21 protein-coding genes and 1 pseudogene are annotated in these 20,565 nt (G+C 66.3%); 9 read left to right on the top strand and 13 right to left on the bottom strand.

Features of this window, described 5'->3' with window-relative positions; all coding sequences use genetic code 11:
• Positions 1-60: 60 nt before the first annotated feature.
• Positions 61-705, top strand: coding sequence for a GNAT family N-acetyltransferase (locus F1D05_RS04305; RefSeq protein ID WP_185446108.1), 645 nt, complete (start codon positions 61-63; stop codon positions 703-705).
• Between the two features lie 18 nt (positions 706-723).
• Positions 724-1,560, top strand: coding sequence for an MBL fold metallo-hydrolase (locus F1D05_RS04300; protein WP_246486422.1), 837 nt, complete (start codon positions 724-726; stop codon positions 1,558-1,560).
• Between the two features lie 72 nt (positions 1,561-1,632).
• Here F1D05_RS04300 and F1D05_RS04295 read toward each other — a convergent pair whose 3' ends face one another.
• Positions 1,633-2,766, bottom strand: a complete 1,134-nt coding sequence (locus F1D05_RS04295; RefSeq protein ID WP_185446106.1) for a phosphotransferase enzyme family protein — start codon at positions 2,764-2,766, stop codon at positions 1,633-1,635.
• Positions 2,767-3,219: 453 nt separating this feature from the next.
• A complete protein-coding gene (locus F1D05_RS04290) occupies positions 3,220-3,495 on the bottom strand; it encodes a hypothetical protein (protein ID WP_185446105.1) in 276 nt (91 codons plus the stop codon).
• Positions 3,496-3,786: 291 nt separating this feature from the next.
• On the opposite strand from F1D05_RS04290, the gene F1D05_RS04285 reads away from it, so the two are divergent.
• From F1D05_RS04285 to F1D05_RS04275, 3 genes are read left to right on the top strand one after another with little or no spacing between them, the layout of a single operon-like run.
• Positions 3,787-4,743 carry a tyrosine-type recombinase/integrase gene (locus F1D05_RS04285; RefSeq protein ID WP_185446104.1) on the top strand — a complete coding sequence of 319 codons (957 nt, stop codon included), beginning with the start codon at positions 3,787-3,789 and terminating at the stop codon, positions 4,741-4,743.
• Between the two features lie 50 nt (positions 4,744-4,793).
• Complete coding sequence (locus tag F1D05_RS04280; protein WP_185446103.1) at positions 4,794-5,432, top strand: maleylpyruvate isomerase N-terminal domain-containing protein; 639 nt, start codon at positions 4,794-4,796, stop codon at positions 5,430-5,432.
• 49 nt (positions 5,433-5,481) lie between these two features.
• Positions 5,482-6,321 (top strand): uridine monophosphate kinase, encoded by an 840-nt coding sequence (locus F1D05_RS04275; RefSeq protein WP_246486421.1) that lies wholly within the window; start codon positions 5,482-5,484, stop codon positions 6,319-6,321.
• A 63-nt stretch (positions 6,322-6,384) separates the two neighbouring features.
• On the opposite strand, the gene F1D05_RS04265 is transcribed toward F1D05_RS04275, so the two are convergent.
• A complete protein-coding gene (locus F1D05_RS04265; protein WP_185446101.1) occupies positions 6,385-7,173 on the bottom strand; it encodes a phosphotransferase enzyme family protein in 789 nt (262 codons plus the stop codon).
• Between the two features lie 199 nt (positions 7,174-7,372).
• Between F1D05_RS04265 and F1D05_RS04260 the strand changes: the two genes are divergently transcribed.
• Complete coding sequence (locus F1D05_RS04260; RefSeq protein ID WP_185446100.1) at positions 7,373-9,460, top strand: elongation factor G; 2,088 nt, start codon at positions 7,373-7,375, stop codon at positions 9,458-9,460.
• Positions 9,461-9,569: 109 nt separating this feature from the next.
• Here F1D05_RS04260 and F1D05_RS04255 read toward each other — a convergent pair whose 3' ends face one another.
• The 5 genes and pseudogenes from F1D05_RS04255 to F1D05_RS42800 all read right to left on the bottom strand — a co-directional run.
• Positions 9,570-10,055, bottom strand: a complete 486-nt coding sequence (locus F1D05_RS04255; protein WP_185446099.1) for a GNAT family N-acetyltransferase — start codon at positions 10,053-10,055, stop codon at positions 9,570-9,572.
• Positions 10,056-10,073: 18 nt separating this feature from the next.
• Complete coding sequence (locus tag F1D05_RS04250) at positions 10,074-10,292, bottom strand: hypothetical protein (RefSeq protein WP_185446098.1); 219 nt, start codon at positions 10,290-10,292, stop codon at positions 10,074-10,076.
• 205 nt (positions 10,293-10,497) lie between these two features.
• Positions 10,498-12,303: a putative protein N(5)-glutamine methyltransferase gene (locus F1D05_RS39710; protein WP_246486420.1), complete on the bottom strand. Its 1,806-nt coding sequence runs from the start codon at positions 12,301-12,303 to the stop codon at positions 10,498-10,500.
• Positions 12,304-12,385: 82 nt separating this feature from the next.
• The gene (locus F1D05_RS38660; protein ID WP_246486419.1) at positions 12,386-12,802 is read right to left on the bottom strand and encodes a hypothetical protein; all 417 of its coding nucleotides are present in this window, start codon (positions 12,800-12,802) and stop codon (positions 12,386-12,388) included.
• A gap of 55 nt (positions 12,803-12,857) precedes the next feature.
• Positions 12,858-12,986, bottom strand: a pseudogene (locus tag F1D05_RS42800) (TetR family transcriptional regulator); the annotation flags it as partial.
• Between the two features lie 77 nt (positions 12,987-13,063).
• On the opposite strand from F1D05_RS42800, the gene F1D05_RS04230 reads away from it, so the two are divergent.
• Both F1D05_RS04230 and F1D05_RS04225 read left to right on the top strand, forming a co-directional pair.
• The gene (locus tag F1D05_RS04230) at positions 13,064-13,756 is read left to right on the top strand and encodes an NAD(P)-dependent oxidoreductase (RefSeq protein ID WP_185446096.1); all 693 of its coding nucleotides are present in this window, start codon (positions 13,064-13,066) and stop codon (positions 13,754-13,756) included.
• A gap of 47 nt (positions 13,757-13,803) precedes the next feature.
• Positions 13,804-14,148: a YciI family protein gene (locus tag F1D05_RS04225; protein ID WP_185446095.1), complete on the top strand. Its 345-nt coding sequence runs from the start codon at positions 13,804-13,806 to the stop codon at positions 14,146-14,148.
• A gap of 69 nt (positions 14,149-14,217) precedes the next feature.
• Here F1D05_RS04225 and F1D05_RS04220 read toward each other — a convergent pair whose 3' ends face one another.
• The 5 genes from F1D05_RS04220 to F1D05_RS04195 all read right to left on the bottom strand — a co-directional run bounded on the left by F1D05_RS04220 (position 14,218) and on the right by F1D05_RS04195 (position 19,902).
• Complete coding sequence (locus F1D05_RS04220; protein WP_185446094.1) at positions 14,218-14,520, bottom strand: hypothetical protein; 303 nt, start codon at positions 14,518-14,520, stop codon at positions 14,218-14,220.
• Between the two features lie 164 nt (positions 14,521-14,684).
• Positions 14,685-16,496 carry an ABC transporter permease subunit gene (locus tag F1D05_RS39705; RefSeq protein WP_246486418.1) on the bottom strand — a complete coding sequence of 604 codons (1,812 nt, stop codon included), beginning with the start codon at positions 16,494-16,496 and terminating at the stop codon, positions 14,685-14,687.
• Positions 16,497-16,524: 28 nt separating this feature from the next.
• Positions 16,525-17,829 carry an extracellular solute-binding protein gene (locus tag F1D05_RS04205; RefSeq protein ID WP_185446092.1) on the bottom strand — a complete coding sequence of 435 codons (1,305 nt, stop codon included), beginning with the start codon at positions 17,827-17,829 and terminating at the stop codon, positions 16,525-16,527.
• 109 nt (positions 17,830-17,938) lie between these two features.
• A complete protein-coding gene (locus tag F1D05_RS04200; RefSeq protein WP_185446091.1) occupies positions 17,939-18,994 on the bottom strand; it encodes a LacI family DNA-binding transcriptional regulator in 1,056 nt (351 codons plus the stop codon).
• Positions 18,995-19,179: 185 nt separating this feature from the next.
• Entirely contained in the window at positions 19,180-19,902 is a 723-nt protein-coding gene (locus tag F1D05_RS04195) for an SDR family NAD(P)-dependent oxidoreductase (RefSeq protein ID WP_185446090.1), read from the bottom strand.
• Positions 19,903-19,957: 55 nt separating this feature from the next.
• On the opposite strand from F1D05_RS04195, the gene F1D05_RS04190 reads away from it, so the two are divergent.
• Complete coding sequence (locus F1D05_RS04190) at positions 19,958-20,533, top strand: MarR family winged helix-turn-helix transcriptional regulator (protein WP_185446089.1); 576 nt, start codon at positions 19,958-19,960, stop codon at positions 20,531-20,533.
• Positions 20,534-20,565 lie beyond the last annotated feature (32 nt).

Genomic DNA, 20,565 nt, shown 5'->3' with positions numbered 1-20,565 from the left:
ATCGTGAAGAGCCTGAAAAGCATGTGGGCCGTCGCGGGCGGGTGGTGTTGGATCGGCGCAATGAAGAGCTATCCGCTTCTTGATGTGCGCATCACTACGCCGACTCTGGAGTTGCGCGGCGCTACCGACAACCTGTTGGACGAGCTCGCGGATGCCGTGCGCGCCGGCAAGACGCACGCCGACCCAGCGCCGTACGACGACCCGATGTCATTCTATGAGACAGATCCTGACCTGCGCGTGGCCAAGTGGCTACGGGCGATCTGGCGTGGCAGAGGGAAGGTCGGGCCCGAGGCCTGGCGGCTGTACTTCGTGGTCGTCGTGGATGGGCATCCGGTCGGGATGCAGGATCTCATCGGAATCGACTTCCCCACCTTCGGCACAGTCACCAGCTTCTCGTGGCTGGCCGATGATCAGCGCGGCCGCGGACTCGGACATGAGATGCGAGCAGCGATCCTGCACCTGGCGTTCGACGGGCTCGGGTCGAAGGAAGCGAGCAGCGACGCTTTTGTGGACAACCACGGCTCCAACGCGATCTCGCGAGGCCTCGGCTACGAGCCCAACGGCTCCGATTGGGCAACAAGGCAAGACGAACCCGCCCTGCTGAACCGGTGGCGACTGACCAGAGACAACTGGGAACAGGGCCGCAGGGACGACATCCAGCTCCACAACATCGAGGCCTGCCACGCAGGCCTACCCTTACTCTGACGTCATCACAATCTCGAGTTGGAGAACGCAATCGCCAGGGGAGGGGAGCCCGTGCTGAAGCAGGTGGCGGAGGGTGTACTGGTCCATGAGAGCGAGTTCTGCCAGAGCAACGCCATTGTCGTGCAAGGCCAGGGTGGCATGTTGGTCATCGACGCCGGGGTGCTGGGCGACGAACTGGCCTGCCTCGCGAAGGACCTGTCCGATTCGGGCCAGATCGTCGTGGCGGGTTTCTCGACGCATCCTCATTGGGATCACCTGCTCTGGCACGCCGGCCTCGGTACGGCGCCCCGTTTCGGTACCGCGCGCTGTGCGGCGACTGCCAAAGCTCGACTGTCCGGGGGAGTAGGGGCGGTCGCAAAGGCCGCCGGCGTCCCCGACGGCGTACCCCTGGATCTGCTCGGCCAAATCACCGGCCTGCCCGCAGAAGCTGCGCGGATTCCCTGGGACGGCCCCGAGGTCCGGATCATCGAGCATCAAGCGCATGCCCACGGTCACGCGGCGCTGCTGATCGAGGAACGCGGGGTTCTCGTCGCCGGTGACATGCTGTCCGACGTCTTGATCCCGATGCTCGACCTGAACGCCTCGGAACCGATCGAGGACTACTTGGCCGCGCTGCAGCTGCTCGACGGCGTAGCGAGCGACGTCACCGTCGTGATCCCTGGGCACGGTTCCGTCGGCGGAGCTGATCAGCTCCGCCGACGGATCGACCAGGACCGCGCGTACGTGCACGCCCTGCGAGACACCCAGGTTCTCAACGACCCGAGGATCGGCCCATCGGCCAAAACCGGATGGGAGTGGGTGGCCGGCGTCCACGAACGGCAACACCAGCACCTCACCCAGAAGAGTCGTCCTTGACTGCTGGGTGTCGCGCCGAAGAAGCTTGTCGCCTTGCTGGAGTAGTAGGCGAGCACCGATTGTTGGCTGGGCTCACTGGCTCAATGCTGCGATAGCGCGCGCCGCCAGTCGTTCGGCGTATTCGGTGCTTCCTGGGTGTATCCAACCCTCGTTGATGGTCGGCGTGTCGCCGTTGTTCACCGCTATCTGGCAGTCGAGGCAGGCCAACCAGAGTGCTCGCATGGTCAGGATTCGGGGGAGCCTTTGGAGCTCATCGTCGGTGAGCTGGATGTGCTGGCGGTAGCCGCGCAGGACGGCGTCGATGTTGTCCGGGTTGCCTTCGGCTGTGGTCCTCAGGAGCCAGGCGAGTGCGGGTAGTCGCGGCCCGCGCCCGGAGCCGGCCCAGCCTACGATCGTGAGCGTGCCGGGGATGCCGACGGCGGCCCAGAGGTGGTAGTTGCTGTGGGTGAGCGCTTCGGGCAGCCCTTCGGCGTCGTCAGCGTTCTCGACCTGATCGCACAGCCATTCGAACTTCTCCCGACCGTCGGGGGTCACTTTGTCCTCGACGCTGGCCAGAAAGCTCATCGCCGCGGCCAGATCCTGTTTCGGCCGGCCGACGTAGAAGCCGCCGTCGGCTTCCTCCGCACCGCCGTCTCTGGCGACCGCGCCGTCTGCCGCGGGGAGCGCGTGTAGTCGCCCCAGCAGGCTGCCCAGTTCCTGTGCGATCTCGGCGGATTCGCTGCGGCCGTGCTCGTCGGCCGGGCGTCCACCGTCGACGAACTGGGTCACGATCACGCCGCTGTCGTTGAACATCGACACCGGATCATCGTGCGCGATCCGTTCCGCGGGAAAGTCGTGCGCAGCCAGGAACCGCAGGATCTCTGCGTCGTCCTCGACACGAGCGAGCTGGTCTGCCTGCGACGAGAACACCCGGGCGATCCATGGCGGACCGTCGTCCCGCCGGACAAGCAACGTCGACGGGTAGTGGCCCGGCCACGAGCCACGTGGCCGCGTGGCTGGGTCGTCGTCGATCGGTGCCAGCGAGCTGATCTGAATTCCGTACCGCGTCTCAAGGTGGGTCTTGAGGTCGAAGTGTTCGAACGGGCGGGTACGCGCGAACGGCGATCTGTTGATCTGTTCCAGATCGGCGAGTGCTTGGGTGTACCGCTGCCCGGTCTCGCGTGCCCGTTCGCGGACGGCGCGTTTGAAACTGCCCTGTTTGGTCATGACAAGCCTTCTCGACATGTCCTCGCCCCCCAGCGACGCGACACTCGATACAGGCCTGGACACGGACAGTTGACCTTGAGGGCGGATTCCCCTTCGCCATCTCAAAGACCCCGCTGGGGCAGGTCCTCAGAGGCTGGGCGTCGGCCGACGCCAAACCCCATCCTGCTAACAGCCTTGAAGCAATGTCAACAACAGCTTGGACTTTGGGGGAGCGGTTCCAGACGATGAGCGACTGCGGTCGGTCCGAGGCACAGAGCGCTGTATGCAGACTGGTAGTTGACATAATGTCCATTATCGGACATCCAGGGAGAGCCGTCGAGGGAAGCGTTCTTCGCCGTCAGTAGGCAGTGGGTCAGGCTGTTGGCTCTCCGTAGAGCTGCGCAAAACGCGACCGGCCCGGCAGTTGTATGTGTGCCGGATGTGTGCCGGGCTGGACGTTCGTTCATGAGAATCCTAGTTATCGTACCGGCGGTCTGTTCCGTGCTGCTGGGTTAGTAGGTAGCGGGACGGTAACCGGTCCAGCCGTGGCCCATGTCCTGGCCGGCATTGATCGTTCCGTGGTGCCCCACAGATCGCCGTCACCGTGGCGTACCCGCCGGCGTACTTCGGGTAGTCCCCCCAGCCGGCGCCGATCTTGAGCCGCGAGCTGAACGCGCCGGCGTCCTTGCCGAGGGTGCCGATACAGGAAGCCGCTGTCGCGGGCGACCAGATCGGCCTTGTCATCGCCATATGTCGACCATCGCGAACCATTCGATGGAATCCCGGTCGGCGCCTTCGTTGGGCAGCTTCGAGAATGTTCCGTTGCGGGAATTGTGCCAGTGAGGCTGATACTGTCCCCCGCCCCTACTGCCGACTTTCTGCAGCAACTTGCAGCTTTTCCAAGCCTGGAAGGAATGCCGGCCCGCTCTTATTCATGCATAATTAGCATTATGCATCAATTCGAATAAATATTTGCTGGGGGCAACGATGTGCGGGGGACCGGGACGGAAACTGTCGGTGGGGTCCGGTAGACCTGCGGGTATGAAGGTTCTCGCTGCTCAAGCGGCGTTCTTCGCGGCCCGCCGGCCGCGGAAGGACTCCCCCCACACGACCGCCGCCTACCGTCGTGATCTCGCCGGCATCACCGCATTGCTTGCCGAGGACCCCGAGAGCCTCGATGTCACCGACCTCACTCCGCAGGTGTTACGGGACGCGTTCGGTGCGTTCGCCGACGACCACGCCAAGAGTTCCGTACTCCGTGCCTGGTCGACCTGGAACCAGTTTCTCACCTTCTGTGTGGCCGACGGGCTGCTCACCGGCAACCCGATGGGCGCGGTGGCGAGACCCAAGACCCCTCCCCTCTCCCCCAAGCCGCTGCGTGGTGAGGACACCCCGGAGAGGTTGCTGAGGGCAGCAGCCGACGGTGCACGCCGGACGCGCGATCCCTGGCCGGAGCGGGACGTGCTCGTCATCGCCCTCGGGCTCGTCGCCGGTCTCCGCTCCGCCGAGATGCGCACCCTGACAGCCGACTCGCTGGCCGGCCGCGCCGGCGAGATGCGGCTGCACATCCATGGGAAGGGCAGCCGGGACAGATCCATCCCGGTCGAGCCGATCATGGAGAAGATCATTGCCGCGTACGTCGAATCGTGCGCGCGCCGCTTTCCACGCAAGCGGTTCGGGCGCTCGGTGAGGTTGCTCCTGGATCGCGAGGGTGAGCCGATCGGCCGCGGCGGCCTCGAGTACTTGGTCAAGTCCTGCTACCGCTGGGCCGGTCTGCACGACCGCGTCCCGGTCGGCGCGAACCTGCACGCCCTCCGGCACACCTTCGCGACGCGGCTGGCCGAAGACGGCGCGACAGCCTCGGAGATCATGGCGCTGCTCGGCCACGCCAGCCTCGCCACCAGCCAGAACTACATCGAGGCGACCGGCCGGGAGCAACGGTCCGCCGCGGCGAGCAACCGCACCTACCGGACGCTGGACCGGATGGTCGATCCCTAGACTGCCCGATCGGACCTTTTCAGCGCAGCCACCGTGGAGAGAATGCAGAGATGACCGACATCAGAGCTGACTTCCTTGCAGTGTCCCGGATCGCCGCCGGGTTGCTCCGCGAGCCGAGTCTCGAATCCGTCTGGACCGGGCCGAGTGCCCTGGCCGAGTTCAGCGTGGGTGGACTGGCCGGGCATCTCGCGTACCAGGTGCTCGCGATCCCGCAGATCCTGCGCGAGCCGATCCCTTCCGAGCCGACCATCGCGCTGCTCGACCACTACGCGCGGGTGGAGTGGATCGACGCGGCGCCGGACGACGAGATCAGCGTCCGGATCCGCGCCGGCGGCGATCAACTCGCGGCCGACGGGCCCACCAGTCTTGCCGACGAACTCGACGCTGCCATCGCGCGACTTGGCGCCGATTTCGTGACGACGCCCGACCGCGCAGTACGGATCTCACTGTGGGGTCCGTGGTCGCTGACGCTCGAGGACATGCTCGTCACCAGGATGATGGAGCTGGCGGTGCACTCGGACGATCTCGCCGTCAGCATCGGGGTGCCGACGCCGGTCTTCCCCGACAGTTCCGTGCAGACCGTGGTCGATCTGCTGACCAGGTTGGCTTTGCGGCGGCACGGCCAGATTCCGGTACTCCGGGCGCTCAGCCGGGTCGAGCGTTCCCCCGCGTCGATCACCGCATTCTGACCGGACTACTCTTCACCCCGCGCCATCCGCCTGATCCGAGGAGCACGGAATGCCGAAGTACCGCCGTCTGGTGATCAAACTGTCCGGTCAGGCGATCGCCGGTTCGGCCGGGTTCGGATTCGACAAGGACCGGCTGAACCACCTCGCCCGGGAGGTCATCGCCGCCCGTGACACCGGGGTCGAGGTCGCGGTGGTCGTCGGCGGTGGCAACGTCTTCCGCGGCAACCGGGCCGAGGACTGGGGCATCGACCGGGTCGAGGCGGACAACATCGGCATGCTCGGCACCGTCATCAACGCGGTACTCCTGCGCGGCAAGCTCCACGAGCTCGGCGAGGCCGACGTACGGCTGATGACAGCGCTCCCGATCAACAACCTCGCCGAGCCGTACATCCGCCTGCGTGCCCTCCGCCACCTGGAGAAGGGCTCGATCGTCCTGCTCGGCTGCGGCAACGGGCAGCCGTTCACGACCACCGACTATCCGTCCGTCCAGCGAGCCGTCGAGCTCGATGCCGACGCGCTCCTGGTCGCGAAGAACGGCACGGACGGCGTGTACGACGCGGATCCCAACAAGGTCCCGACCGCCCGCCGCTTCGACCACCTCAGCTACCAGCAGGTCATCGACAAGGGCCTCGGCGTGATGGACCAGGGCCGCCTTCATCCTCGCCCGCGACCACCACCTCCCCCTCCACGTCTTCGACATCGACCGCCCCGGCGCAGCCGCCGCCATCACCACCGGCTCCCCCATCGGCACCACCATCAGCTGATCCACACCTGGGCGGTCAACTCCTCGAAGTTCCGGCTGATCCAGCGCAGTGCGTCGACTCCCCGCGCGTACTTGTCTGCCTCGGCAGGACCGGCACGGTGCGGCAGTTCCGTCAGCAGGACGTAGCTCCAGGACGTCAGAGACACTTCCGCAGCGATCATCGCGTCGGGTAAGCCCGCGCGTTCGAGATCAGAGAGCGGGTTCCGCGCGTGATACCCGCCCGCATACAAACCGACGACGCGGAGAAAGGCCGCGCTGCGCCGGTCCGGGCCGCTCGACCGGGTCGATGAGATCGCGGACGCGACTGACCAGGTAATAGGCGAGGTCATAGATCCGCTGCCCGACCGGTAGATGGTCGAGGTCGATGAAACCGGACACCTGACCTTCGCTCAGCAAAACGTTGCCGGAGTTGCAGTCGCCGTGAATCAGTTGGATCGGTAGCCCGCGCAGTACGGTTCTCGCGACCTCGGCGTGCGGATCGATCCAACGCTCCCGGATGTTGCGGGGCAGCTTGGGGCGGGACCCTTCGAAGGCGTGTTGCAAGAGATCGTGCTCGTACGACTCGACGACCCGGGGGTACTCCGCGAGCGCCAGGTGCAGGCCGCCGATAGCCGAACCGATTCTCGCGCACACGTCGCCTGCGTCCGGCAGCAACTCATGCTCCACGTCATCGGCGGGAAGTCTCGGTACCAGGACGTAGGTGCGATTGCGGTGCTCCACGTACAGCGCTCCGTCGTTTGAGCGGACAGGAACCGCGACGCTGACTCCAGCCTCCTTCAGATGAAGGAGCACCCGATGTTCGTCAGTCAGGCTTGCACCTGGGCGCCATTGCCCGACAGCCCGCAAGATATAGGGCCGGTCGTCGTCACCCCAGACGGACCACAGTCGTACGTCCGGGTTGCCGTGCGCTAGCCGATCGACGCGCGGTGTCCCCAGGGTGTTGGACCAGGCGTCTATCGGTGGCTCAGCTGTCTCCATCTGGGGCAGCGTAGCCGCGCCTCGACCGCCGGCGCACGACTTCGGATGGGAAAATCTGTTGGCGGGGCTGCGGCGGCTCTGTTGTACTCGAGGCGCCGGAGCCCCGGCGTATGTCGTCACCAAAGGAGCGCAGTCGTGCGATCTCACTTCATGTCTTGTCCGAGAGGCGAATTCACCTGTTCAAGGGACATGGAGATTGGTGCGAACACTCAATTTGGGGATTCTGGCGCATGTAGACGCCGGTAAGACGAGTCTGACCGAGCGGTTGTTGTACGCCGCGGGGGTTATCGACGAGGTCGGCAGCGTTGACGACGGCAGTACGCAGACCGACTCGCTGGCGTTGGAACGGCAGCGTGGGATCACGATCAAGTCCGCGGTGGTGTCGTTCGCCATCGATGATGTGACGGTCAACCTGATCGATACTCCGGGGCACCCGGATTTCATCGCCGAGGTCGAGCGGGCGCTCGGTGTGCTTGACGGTGCCGTGCTGGTGGTCTCGGCGGTCGAGGGCGTTCAGGCGCAGACGCGGGTGCTGATGCGGACGTTGCAGCGACTGAAGATCCCGACGCTGATCTTCGTCAACAAGCTGGATCGCGCCGGTGCGCGCAACGAGGAGTTGGTGAAGACCATCACCGACAAGCTCGCGAGCGAGGTCATCCCGATGGGGTCGACCAGCGGACTCGGTACGCCGACAGCCGGCTTCGCGCCGTACGGGCGAGACGATTCCGGCTTCACCTTGGCCATGGTCGACCTGCTGGCCGAGCACGACGAGCAGTTGCTGGCGACCTTTGTGGAGAATGAGAAGGCGCTCTCGTACGACGCGTTGCGGGCGCGCCTGGCTGAGCAGACGAAGCGGGCGCTGGTGCATCCGGTGTACTTCGGCTCCGCGATCACCGGTGCCGGTACGGACGACCTGATCAAAGGGATCCGGGACTTGTTGCCGGCCGGCGAAGGCGATGGCGACGGGCCCGTCGCGGGGTCCGTGTTCAAGGTGGAGCGTGGTCCGGCGGGAGAGAAGATCGCGTTCGTGCGGATGTTCTCCGGGGCGATCCGGACGCGGGACCGGTTGCGGTTCCGCGGTGATCAGGAGGCGAAGGTCACCGCTATCAGCGTCTTCGACAACGGCTCGACGTTGTCTCGGACCGAGGTGTCGGCGGGCCAGATCGGCAAGCTGTGGGGCCTCGGCGGAATCCAGATCGGCGACAGAGTCGGTGCCGCCGGCAACAACAGCGCTGGCGGTGGCAACGGCTCCGATGGCACGGGCGACCCTGGCACGGGCGACCCTGGCGATGGCCGACGTGGCGAGGGCAGCGGGAGTGGTGCAGCGGCGGCGGAGAGCGGCTACTTCGCTCCCCCGACGCTGGAGACGGTGATCGCGCCGGTGCGGACGTCCGACAAGGGGAACCTGCAGGTCGCGCTCTCCCAGCTGGCCGAGCAGGATCCGCTGATCAACCTGCGGCAGGACGACCTGCGGCACGAGACGTTCGTATCGCTGTACGGCGAGGTGCAGAAGGAGGTCATCCAGACCACCCTGGCCGGTGAGTTCGGGATCGAGGTCACCTTCCGGGAGTCGACGACGATCTGCATCGAGCGGCTCAACTGGCCCGGTGCGGCGGTCGAGTTCAACAAGGTCGACCCGAATCCGTTCCTGGCCACTGTTGGTCTGCGGGTGGAGCCGGCTCCGGTCAACACCGGGGTGATCTTCCGGCTCGAGGTGGAGCTCGGATCGATGCCGTACGCGTTCATCAAGGCGGTCGAGGAGACCATCCGGGAGACCTTGCAGCAGAGCATCCACGGCTGGCAGATCCCTGACTGCACAGTGGTGATGACGCATTCGGGGTATTCGGCCCGCCAGAGCCACTCGCATGGTGTGTTCGACAAGAGCATGTCCAGTACCGCGGGCGACTTCCGGAACCTGACCCCGCTGGTCTTGATGAAAGCAATACAACAAGCAGGTACGACGGTGCTCGAACCGATGCACCGTTTCCAGCTGGAGATCCCGACCGACACCACCCGCTCTGTCCTGGCGGCACTCGCGCGGTTGCGGGCGATCCCGCAAGTGCCGGCGCTCGCCGCAGCGACCTCAACTCTCGAAGGCGAGCTCCCAGCAGCGGCGGTCTACAAACTCGAGCAACAACTCCCCGCCCTGACCCGCGGCGAGGGCGTCCTGGAATCAGCCTTCGACCGCTATCACCCGGTCACCGGCAGGATCCCGACCCGCCCCCGAACCGACCACGACCCACTGAACCGCCGCGAGTACCTGCTCCACGTACTCCGCCGGGTCTGACGAACCGGCTTACCGGGCGGCGACCTCCATGCCCGCCGCCCGGTAAGTCACTGATCCTTCGCCGAATACGCCTTAACGGCGTCCGCCGCAGCCAACCCATTTTGCCCGATCAGGCAGAGGCTGTGGCGCCGACTTCTGCTGTCAGGGTGATCGACTTCGGGGCGAAGCCTCGGCTTTGGTACAGCGCAAGTGCGGCGGCGTTGGTGGCGTACGCCGTCACCTGCAGGCTCGCCGCACCGCGGGCACGAGCCCACTCCACGAAGGTGTCGACCAGGCCGCCGCCGACTCCATGACCGCGGAGTTCGGGGCGGACGTACATGCTGACCAGTTCCGCCCGGACGACTGTCCACATGTCCGACGGGTCGTACAACATCCCGACCAGATGGCCCCTGACCCCGCCTGGTCCGACGGCTGCTAGTACGAGTGCCGTCGGATCGGACCGCAACTTCCGGCACCATTGCTCGCCGTACTCCGATGGCCAGTCGCGATTGCGGAGCGGGTCGCGTTGCCCGGCGTCCTCGGCGAACAGCGCCGCGGTCGAGGCGACCACGCCATCCAGATCATCGATCGACGCCGGCCTGATCTCGGTATCCATCAAGCCAACGTAGTCCCGTCAGGGGGCTGTGCCGATGACCACGGTCGCGGCGTAGTCCTCGTCAGTGATCATCCGCGCGGCGAGGCCGTCGCCCTCCAAGATCGCGGCGGCCGTGGTCGACTGGTCCTCGGTGGTTTCGACCAGTACGTGGCCTCCGGGAGTCAGCCAGGTCCGTGCTTCGGCGCTGACCCGGCGCAGGACTCCGAGGCCGTCCGATCCGCCGTCCAGGGTGACCAACGGCTACTAGTACGAGTGCCGTCGGATCGGACCGCAACTTCCGGCACCATTGCTCGCCGTACTCCGATGGCCAGTCGCGATTGCGGAGCGGGTCGCGTTGCCCGGCGTCCTCGGCGAACAGCGCCGCGGTCGAGGCGACCACGCCATCCAGATCATCGATCGACGCCGGCCTGATCTCGGTATCCATCAAGCCAACGTAGTCCCGTCAGGGGGCTGTGCCGATGACCACGGTCGCGGCGTAGTCCTCGTCAGTGATCATCCGCGCGGCGAGGCCGTCGCCCTCCAAGATCGCGGCGGCCGTGGTCGACTGGTCCTCGGTGGTTTCGACCAGTACGTGGCCTCCGGGAGTCAGCCAGGTCCGTGCTTCGGCGCTGACCCGGCGCAGGACTCCGAGGCCGTCCGATCCGCCGTCCAGGGTGACCAGCGGTTCGTACAACCGTGCCTCCGCAGGCAGCAGCCGGATCTCGTCACTCGGCACGTACGGGACATTCGCGAGCAGTAGATCGACCCGGGCTTTCAATGCCGAAGGCAACGGATCGAACAGATCCCCTTCGTACACGTGTCCGCCGACTCGTCCCACGTTCCGCCGCGCACACGCGACCGCGGCCGGCTCCACGTCAGCGGCGTACAACTCGACAGGTCCGGCAGAAGCGACCGCAACTCCCAACGCGCCGGAACCGCAGCAAAGATCCAGTACTACGGCGCGCCCGGTCGGCAGCAGCCGGATCGCTTCGGCAGCAAGTGCTTCCGTACGTCGCCGGGGCACGAACACGCCAGGGTCCACCTCGATCCGCAGGCCGTGGAACTCCGCCCAGCCGACCACATGCTCGATCGGCAGACCGGCAACCCGCTGCTCCACCATCCGGGCCAGCTCGGCATCGTCGCGAGCGCTGGAGATCAGCAACTCCGCCTCGTCCTCGGCGAACACGCAACCGGCGGCGCGAAGGGTCGTGACGATGACGTCAGAATCGAGAAGTGACACTGCAGCCCTTTCGGTCAACCAAGCGACCAGCACCCTACCGCGACGGTAGAGGCCTGAGGCGGGCTGGCGGAGGTTCAGCCGAAAGCGTTCACGCCGGTGAGCTCGGCCGAGACGGTCCACAGCCGGGCAGCGGAGTCGCGGTCGATCGCGTACGGGCGAACGCCAGGCGCGTCGTCGGTCGACACCGCGGCGATGTCGCAGTCCTCGCAGAAAACTCCACCGAGGCCGTCCAGCTGAGGCGACGTCGCCGCCCATACCTGAGTCGAGGCTCCCTGCTCGGGTGTCTTGAATGCCTCGTTGAACTCGCCGGTCTTCTCGTCGATCCAGCCGGCCCGCGACCATCTCCTCGCGCGGGAGGTGCCGCTGCAGCGGAGTCATGATGCCGCCCGGGTGCAGCGCGAACGCCCGTACGCCGGAATCCTTGCCCAAGGCATCCAGCTGTACGGCGAACAGCACGTTGGCCGTCTTCGCCTGGCCGTAGGCCGCCCACTTCTCGTACCCCTGCTCGAACTGCAGGTCGTCCCAGCGGATGTCCGACCGGCGGTGACCCGTCGACGAGACCGCGACGACCCGGGCGCCGCCGTCGGCAGCGATCGCCGGCCAGAGTTGGTTGACGAGCGCGAAGTGACCGAGGTGGTTCGTCGCGAACTGAGCCTCCCAGCCCGGCCCGACCCGGGTCTCCGGGCAGGCCATGATCGCGGCGTTGTCGATCACCAGGTCGATGCTCCGGCCGGAGGCGAGAAACCGCTCGGAGAACGAGAGAACGCTCTCCAGGTCAGCCAGGTCCAGCGTGTCCACCTCGACGTTACTGACGTCAGAGAGCGCTTCCGCCGCGGTCTCGGGCCGACGAGCCGGCACGACGACGTGCGCGCCGGCCTTCACCAGCGCCTTGGTCGTCGCCAGACCAAGTCCCGAATATCCGCCCGTCACCACCGCGAGCTTCCCGCTCAGATCGATCCCCTTGAGGACCTCATCCGCAGTACTCCGGTAGCCGAACCCCGACCCGAGCTTCTCCTGTGCAGTCGTCATGCCCACGACCCTACGAGCTAGACCCAGCTCTAGGTCAACCAAAGGGAAGGAAGGCGGAGAGGTACCTCACCGAGAAGTTTTGTCAGGCGGTAACCAGCCGGCGTGGACGCACCGGGTTGAGGGCGGCCCGCAGAGCCGGACCAAGGATTCGGCGCACGTCGGCGTCGGTGAGCGCGGCGGTCGGGCGGAGCGGGTTCAGGTAGCGGGTGAAGATCAGGCCGCCGATCACGGCGACGGCAGCGGTGGCTCGGTCGGTCGCATCGGGGCCGCGGAGAAGTTCAGCAATCCGGCCGAGGATCTCCCGTTCGAGGAACTCCTGCAGCACCTCCAGTACGTCGACGTCCTGCGGCGCCATCCTGGTCAGCTCGGCCAGCGGCTCGGTGCCGGCCCACATCTCGAGCACCGCGTCGAGCAGCCGGTCGGCGAACCCGGCCCTGGTCGCCCTGCATCGCCAGTGCCATCGCGGGCGACTTGCCGCAGCGGAACTGCATCGCCTCACCGAACAAGCCCTGCTTGGACCCGAAGTGATAGCTGATCAGCGCGGAGTCCACGTCCGCGGCGGCCGCGACCCGGCGGACCGTCGTACCGCGATAGCCGTGTTCCAGGAACAGGTCGTAGGCCACCTCGGCGATCCGCGCCTTGGTGTCCGGGTTGCCTCTGGGCCGTCCACGAGATTTATTCATCAGCGTTGAATATCGTCGGCTTCCCCGGGCATTGTCAAGCACGTCACCGGATCGTCCGGGGACAGCGAGGGAGTGAGATGCGCATCGTCGTCTTCGGCGCGGCCGGTTCGACCGGCCGTGAACTGGTCGAGCAGGCTCTGGCCGCCGGCCACCAGGTGGTTGCCGCAGTTCGTCGGCCCGAGAAGGTCCAGCCGCGTGCCGGGCTGACCGTAGTACAGGCGGATGTGGCTGATCCGGAAGCAGTTCGTACCGCGGTGGCAGGCAGCGACGCCGTCTTCTCGGTGGTCGGGGGCAAACCGTCCCGGCAGCCTGTCAGCCTCTACTCCACCTCCGCGCGCAACATCATCGACGCCATGCACGAGTACGGCGTGAAGCGGCTGATGGTCGTGAGTTCGGTGATCCTCGAACCCGGCTGGCGACCGAGTAACGCCTTCTTCTTCAACAACGTCATCGACCCGCTGGTGAACCGGGTGATGGTCAGGACCACTCACGACGACATGAGGCGGATGGAACAGTTGGTCCGCGACAGCGGTCTCGACTGGACCATCGCGCGACCGTCGGGGCTGTTCAGCAACCAGGCACCGACGCGGTACGAAGTACAAGAAGACCAGGCGGACGGACTGTTCACCGCGCGGGAGGATCTGGCCGCCGCGATGCTCGCGCAGTTGACCGGCGACACCTTCGTCCGGCGGGCGATGGCTGTCATCACCACCGCGGTGAAGCCGAACGTGGCCAAACTGATCTGGCGAGAGGCGATCATGTCGAAGTGACGCGGTCCGTTCCGACGTCGCGGGTACGAGCCGACGAAGGAGACCCGATGAAGTACATGCTGTTGATCTACGGCAACGACGACACCTGGGCCGCGCTGAAGGCGGACGGGATGGATGCCGTGATGGACCGGCACCGGGTGCTGACGGAGGAGACCAAGGCAGCCGGTGAGTTCATCGCGGCGCAGGGGCTGACCGCGCGGAACGCGCGGGTCGTGCAGCTCCACGACGGTGTACCGACCGTGACCGACGGGCCGTTCACGGAGTCGAAAGAGGTGCTGGCCGGCTACTACCTGCTCGAGTGCAGCCTTGACCGGGCGACCGAGGTGGCGGCCAGGCTGCCCGAGGCGCCGTACTCCCCGATCGAGATTAGGGAAGTGCCCGACGAGGAATAACTGTTCCAGAGGCTTGCCGGTCTCAGCTCGGCGCTGACCTGAGACCGGCGAGCCACTGATTCAGCTGTCTCAGCTGGTCAGGCCCGATGCGAGGGTGACCCCACCTGAGGCGGGCTGATCGCCCATCCCACGGCCACCCTGGACGAATACGGTTGCGCCGGACTCAGGCGCCGGAGCACCCTCGGCCAGACGCAGTGTGGTGGTAAGGCCGTTGCTCAGCCTCAGCACCGCTACTCGGCGCGATTGTCCGGTCGGAGTCGACGAGATCACCTCGTGGATGCCGGTACAGACCGCGGGTTGGATCGAAGCCCTGCCGAGTTTCGCCGTACCGTGACTCCTCACACCACGGCACTGCTCGGCGAGCTGCTTCATCGCTGACACTGTTCCCCCTTTTCGTTCCCCCGGGCATTAGGTGACGTTGCCACACACCCGTGCTCCTCACGATGCAAAGGTGATCGGAGAAGCCTCGCTCACGGTGACGGTGATTTCAAGGGATCGTGACTGGAATCCCGGTAGGCGGAACCCCCGTCCAGGAACTACTGACCACCGAAACCGGTGGTCGCAATTCCCTTGATGATTTGCCTTTGGAAAAAGAGGAAAACGATCACCAGCGGCAGCGCGGCCAGGATCGCGGACGCCATGTTCTGCGCGTACTGCAACCCGTAGGCGCTCTTCACCGTCTGCAGGCCGACCGGCAGCGTCATCAGGTCCGCGTCGGTGGTCACGATGAATGGCCAGAGGAAGTTGTTCCACGCACCGATGAAGACGAAGATCGCTACCGCGGCAAGTATCGGGCGTGACAATGGCAACACGATCGACCAGAACACGCGCAACCGATTTGCGCCGTCGACGCGGGCGGCATCTTCCAACTCGACCGGAATCTGATCGAAGAAGCGCTTCAAAATCAACACCATCGCGGGCGCAAACGCTTGCGGAAGAATAATTCCCCAATAAGTGTCGACCAGGTTGAAGGCGAGCATCTGCCGGAACAGCGGCACGATCAGCAGCTGCGGCGGAATGATGATGGCCGCGATGATGGCGGCGTACAGCCAGCGCCGGCCGCGGAAATTCATCCGGGAGAAGGCATAACCGGCCAAGGCCGAGGTGGCCACCGTGATGAGGGTGATCGCGACCGAGGTGATCAGGCTGTTCCAGGCCCAGGCCGGGATGTCACCCGCCGACAGCACCTTGCGGTAGGCCTCGAAGCTGAACCCGTCCGGTGGCGACAGGCTGATCGACGACGCGCCCGCGTCGGCCTCACTCTTCAGCGAGGTGACCACTGCCCAGACGAACGGCACCAGCCAGCTCACGGCCAGCACGGCCAGGACCAGCAGCGCCACCATCCGGGACACACTCCACGGGTTCTCCCCCGGCTTGTGCCTCTGCTTGATCCCACGCGACAACGTGTAGCTGCTCATCGGCCACTCCGGCGGTTGAGAAGTTTGTACTGCGCCAGCGACACCAGCACGATGATGGCGAAGAACAGGTAAGAGATCGCCGACGAGAAGCCGAACCGGTAGCCGGTGAAACCGGACTCGTAGATGTACTCCACGATCGACCGGGTCGAGCCGGCCCGGGCCGCCGTTGGTCAGCATGTAGATCTGGTCGAACACCTTCAGCGAGGCGAGCACCTGCAGCGTCAGGATCAGCGCGGTGGTCGGAGCCAGCTGCGGGATCACGATCGAGAAGAGCTGCCGCCACTTGCCGGCACCGTCGATCGCGGCCGCCTCGAACTGTTGCTCGGGGATGTTCTGCAGCGCCGCCAGGTAGAGCAGGAAGTTGAACCCGATCGTCCACCACAAGGTGGTCAGCACCACCGAGAACATCGCCACCTTCGGATCCTGCAGCCAGGCCACCGGCGCGATCCCGAACTCGCGCAGGATGCCGTTGATCAGCCCGAGCTTCGGGTTGTACATCCAGGTCCAGAACAGCACCACGACCGTGGAGGCGAGCAGGTACGGCATGAAGAAGGACAGCCGCCACAGCCAGCGGCCCGGCAGTCCCAGGTTCACCAGCAGGGCGAAGGCGAGCGACAGCACCACCAGCGGCACCGTGCTCAGCAGGGTGAACCATGCCGTGTTGCCTAGCGAGTGCCACATGTCCGGATCGCCGAGGGCTTCGGCGTAGTTGGCGAAACCGATCAACCGGCTGTTGGCGCCGGTCAGCGTCTCGCCGGTGAAGCTCAGATACAGGCCGTAGCCGGCAGGCACCACCAGGAAGAGCACGAACAGCACCGCGAACGGCGCCGCGAAGGCCCAACCGGTGAGGCTCTCGCCGCGCCTGGCCGACTGCTTGCCGGCAGCTTCGACCGGCGTGCTGGTGACGGGACTTTCGAGAGTGGTCGACATCAGGCGGTCTCCTTCCAGGGGGTCGGGATCAGACCGGTTGCGGCCGGTCGAGCAGGACGTTCAGCCGCTTCACGAATCCGTCGAACCCCGCGGCCGGGTCGCCGCTGCCGAGGTACACGTTCTGCACGTTCTCCGCGAAGTAGTTCTGGAAATCGCTCCCGGCGCCGGCGAACCAGACATCCGGGTCGTAGTTCACGTACGCCGGGATGCCCGCGTAGTTCGACTGCGGTTTCAGGGCCTGGTACTCCGCGCTCCGGATCACCGGCTGGTACGCCGGGATGTGGCCACCGCCCTCGGCCCAGCTCACCGAGCGTTTGAGGATCTCCGCCACCAGCCGGTAGACGTGACGGCGTCGGTCGGGATCCACCTTGGACTGCCGCGGCAGCACGAAGGTGTGCGAATCGGCGTACGCGGCCTCGGTCCCGAAGAGCGTCGGGATCGGGCGGACGTCGAACTTCAGTTTGGCGGCCTTGATGCTCGGGAGTTCCCAGACTCCACCGAAGAACATCCCGCTCTCACCGTGCAGGAACTCGCTGGTCGCCGTACCGCCGTCGCCGCTGCGGGTGGCGATCGTGTCGTCGAGCAACGACTGGACGAAGGTCAGTACCTTCACCGCGGCGGCCTCGTCGACCTGAGCAGGCTTGCCCGGAACCAGAGTCATCTCGGCGCCGAGTTGGCGGTAGAAGGTGTAGAAAAGCCGCCACATCTGGGAGCCGTCGCCGAGGTAGCCGTAGGACAGACCGTGTTTGCCGGTCACCAGCTGCAGTTTGCGCGCGACGTCGACGAACTCCTCCGGCGAGTCCATCGTCTGGATCGCCTCCGTCACACCGGCCTTCGCCGCGTGGTCGGTGTTGTAGTAGAGAACGAACGGGTGGGTGTCGAGCGCGAGGGCGTAGAGCTTGCCGTCGTACTGACCCTTCTGCCAGACCAGCGGCGGGATGTCCTTCTCGGTCACGCCGACCGCGGCGAGCTCATCGAGATCCCAGGGCTCGAGCAGACCGCCGGGCGCGTAGCCCGCGAGCCGGGACGCGTGCATGATCGCGACGTCCGGTGCGCGACCGCCGGCGGATGCCATCGCGAGCTTCGTGTAGTACGGCGCTCCCCAGGCGAGCACGGTCTGGGTGGCGTGGAAGCCGGGGTTCGTCGCGTTGACGGCGTCGACGAGACCCGACATGACGATGCCGTCGCCGCCGGTCATCAGATGCCAGTAGTTGATCTCGGCGGCCGAGCGGCCGGCGCCTGGTGCGCAACCGAGTAGCAGGCCGCCACCGGCCAGTGCGGCGGCTCCGGACAGGAGCCGGCGCCGGGAGAACTGACGGTCGAACGATGCCATGGGGCCTCTCCTTCGCAGGGCGGGACCGATCATTACATCGTTAGAATCCGCAGACAAGCCCTAGCATCTTGGTTTTTGTTGGATTTTGTGGGGTAGTGCGAGGCTCGGGTCAGCTCGGCAGGCCGGTGCTGGCGCGGGCGATGACGCGGTGCGGGATGAGGATGCGGCGCGGTACGGCGTCCTTGTCGGCCATCCGCTCCCCGAGCAGATCCAGCGCCGACTGGATGAACTCGCGCCGGTCGAAGTCCACCGTCGTCAGCGGCGGCACGGTGTACTGGCTCTCCAGGATGTTGTCGAATCCGCCGACCAGGCAGGTGTCCGGTACGGCGACTCCCGCGGCCCACAGCGCCGACAACGTCCCGACCGCGACCGAGTCGGTGAAGCAGAAGAACGCGTCCGGCGCCTCGTGCTCGGCCAGGAACCGGCTGACCACGAGGTTGGCGCCATCCGGACTCCAGCGGTCCAAAGCGATCTCGAGCTCCGGATCCGGTGCGATCCCGGCCTCGGCCAGCGCCTCGTGATACCCGGTGGTGCGGAGCCGTGCGGCCGCGGTGCCGGTGACGCCGGCCAATCCGCCGAGAGTCCCGGCGCCACTCGAACCGCTGGGCGACTCCGGCGTACCGACGGCAGCGATGCGCCGGCAGCCGCGCTCCAGCAGATGCCGGACCATGTCGCGGGCGGCACCGACGTTGTCGATCGCGACCTGACTGACGACATCCTGATCGACATCACCGATCAGTACGACGGGCGGCAGCGGGCCCGCGGTCATCACGGCACTGTCGTCCAGGTTGATCGGGTTGAGGATCAGCCCGTCGACCAGGTGCGCGCGGGCCTTCGAGAGCAGCTCGAACTCACGTTCCGGCTCGGCCGCCGTCTGCTCGATCTGGACTCCCCAGCCGCGCTTGTGGGCGAGTTCCACGACGAGGTGGGTGATCTCCGCGGAGTACGGGCGGAGCAGGTCGGGCAGCGCCAGGCCGATCATCCCGGAGCGGCCGTTGCGCAGGCCGCGGGCGCTCATGTTCGGGACGTAGTCGAGCTCGCTGACCGCCTGTTCGACGCGGGCGCGGGTCTCGGGGCGGACGAAGACCACCCCGTTGATGACGTTCGAGACCGTCTTCGGGGACACCCCGGCCAGCTTGGCGACATCCTTGACGGTGGCTCGCATGCGCCCATTCTCACCGACGAAGAGAAAAAGGGAAGGAAAGCGAGGGAAGGAAGGCGGTGGGTGGGGGTGAAGGCGAGGGAAGGAAGGCGGTGGGTGGGGGGCGAAGGCGAGGGAAGGAAGGCGGTGGGTGGGGGGCGAAGGCGAGGGAAGGGAGGCGGTGGGTGGGGGGGCGGGAGGACGTGCAATCAGCGGGTTGTGAGGGCTCCTCCGTTGACGTGGAGGACCTGGGCGGTGAGGTGGTGGGCGGCGGGTGAGGCCAGGAAATAGATCGTTTCTGCGATGTCGGCGACCCGTCCTTCGCGCTTCGTCAAAGTTGCCTGAAGCAACGTTTGCCGGCGGCTGTCGGGCAGTTGCCCCTGGAAGAATTCGGTCTCCGCGGTGAAGCCGGGTGCGACCACGTTCGAGGTGATGCCACGCGGACCGAGCTGAGCGGCGACATCGAGATTCCAGGTCGCCAGGGCCGCCTTCGAAGCGCCGTACGAGCCCGCTCCCCTGGCGGCGGCGATCGAGCCGAGGTGGATGACGGCTCCCCCGTCGGCGATCCGCGGCGCGAGCGCGGTCGTCGTGAGGACCGCGGTGAGCAGGTTCGCTTCGAGGTTCGCCAGCCAGTTCGCCTTGAGCCGGCCGAGCTCGCCGGCCGCGTCGGGCTGGGCAAAGTCCGTGTTGCCGCCGGCATTGTTGACCAGTACGTCGATCCGCGGCGGCAGCTCGGCGAGCAACCGCTCCACCTGCGCCGGATCCGTCCCATCGCAAACCACCGCCCGAACACCCAGGTCGGCTGCAGCCTTCTCCAGTACTGCGAGGCGCCGGCCGGTGATCACCACCTCGTCCCCGTCGGCCACGAACCGCTCGGCCACGGCACGCCCGATCCCTGTCGCTCCCCCGGTCACCACGATCGTCCTCGACACGCCGGCCTCCTTCGTTTAGGTCTAAACGTTTAGACCTAAACGTATCATTCGAACCATGCCGGTGAACAAGCCCCAGGACAGCTATCCGCTGGATGCGCCGAGCCCCTACCCTGCCGCCGAGATCGCGCGAGCCTGGGAACGGGAGCGTCCCGGCACCCCGACCGACTCGATCGAGATCGTCACTCCCCTGTGGCGACTGGCCAAGCTGTTCGCCGACGACAGGCGCCGGCTGCTCACCGACCTGGGCATCGATCCCGCCACTCTTGACCTACTGAGCGTCCTGCGCCGCAGCGGACCGCCGTACGAGCTGAGCACCCGCGAGCTGACCCGCTGCACGCTCGTCACGGCCGGCGCAGTCTCGCAGCGAGTCGGACGCGCCGAGCAGGCCGGGCTGGTCTCCCGGCGTACGGAGGCCGACGGCTCGCGCGCGGTGATCGTGTCGCTGACCAAGACCGGCCATGATCTGATCGAGCGAACTGTCGACCAGGTGCTCACCCGCGAGTCCGAGCTGGTCGCCTCGCTCTCCCCCACCGATCGCGAGTTGCTGGCCGGCCGGCTCCAGGACCTGCTGGCCGAAGTGCAACTGAAGGTTGCCCCGGCTGTTGAAGGTTCGGACCCGCCGTCACGGTAGGACTTTGCGGCAAAGCTTCCACTGGTGGCTCA

It is taken from the genome of Kribbella qitaiheensis, from assembly GCF_014217565.1.
GTDB classification, from domain to species: Bacteria; Actinomycetota; Actinomycetes; order Propionibacteriales; family Kribbellaceae; genus Kribbella; species Kribbella qitaiheensis_A.
Note: the sequence above shows the minus strand (reverse complement) of the source record. Positions and strands in the feature narration are given on the sequence as shown.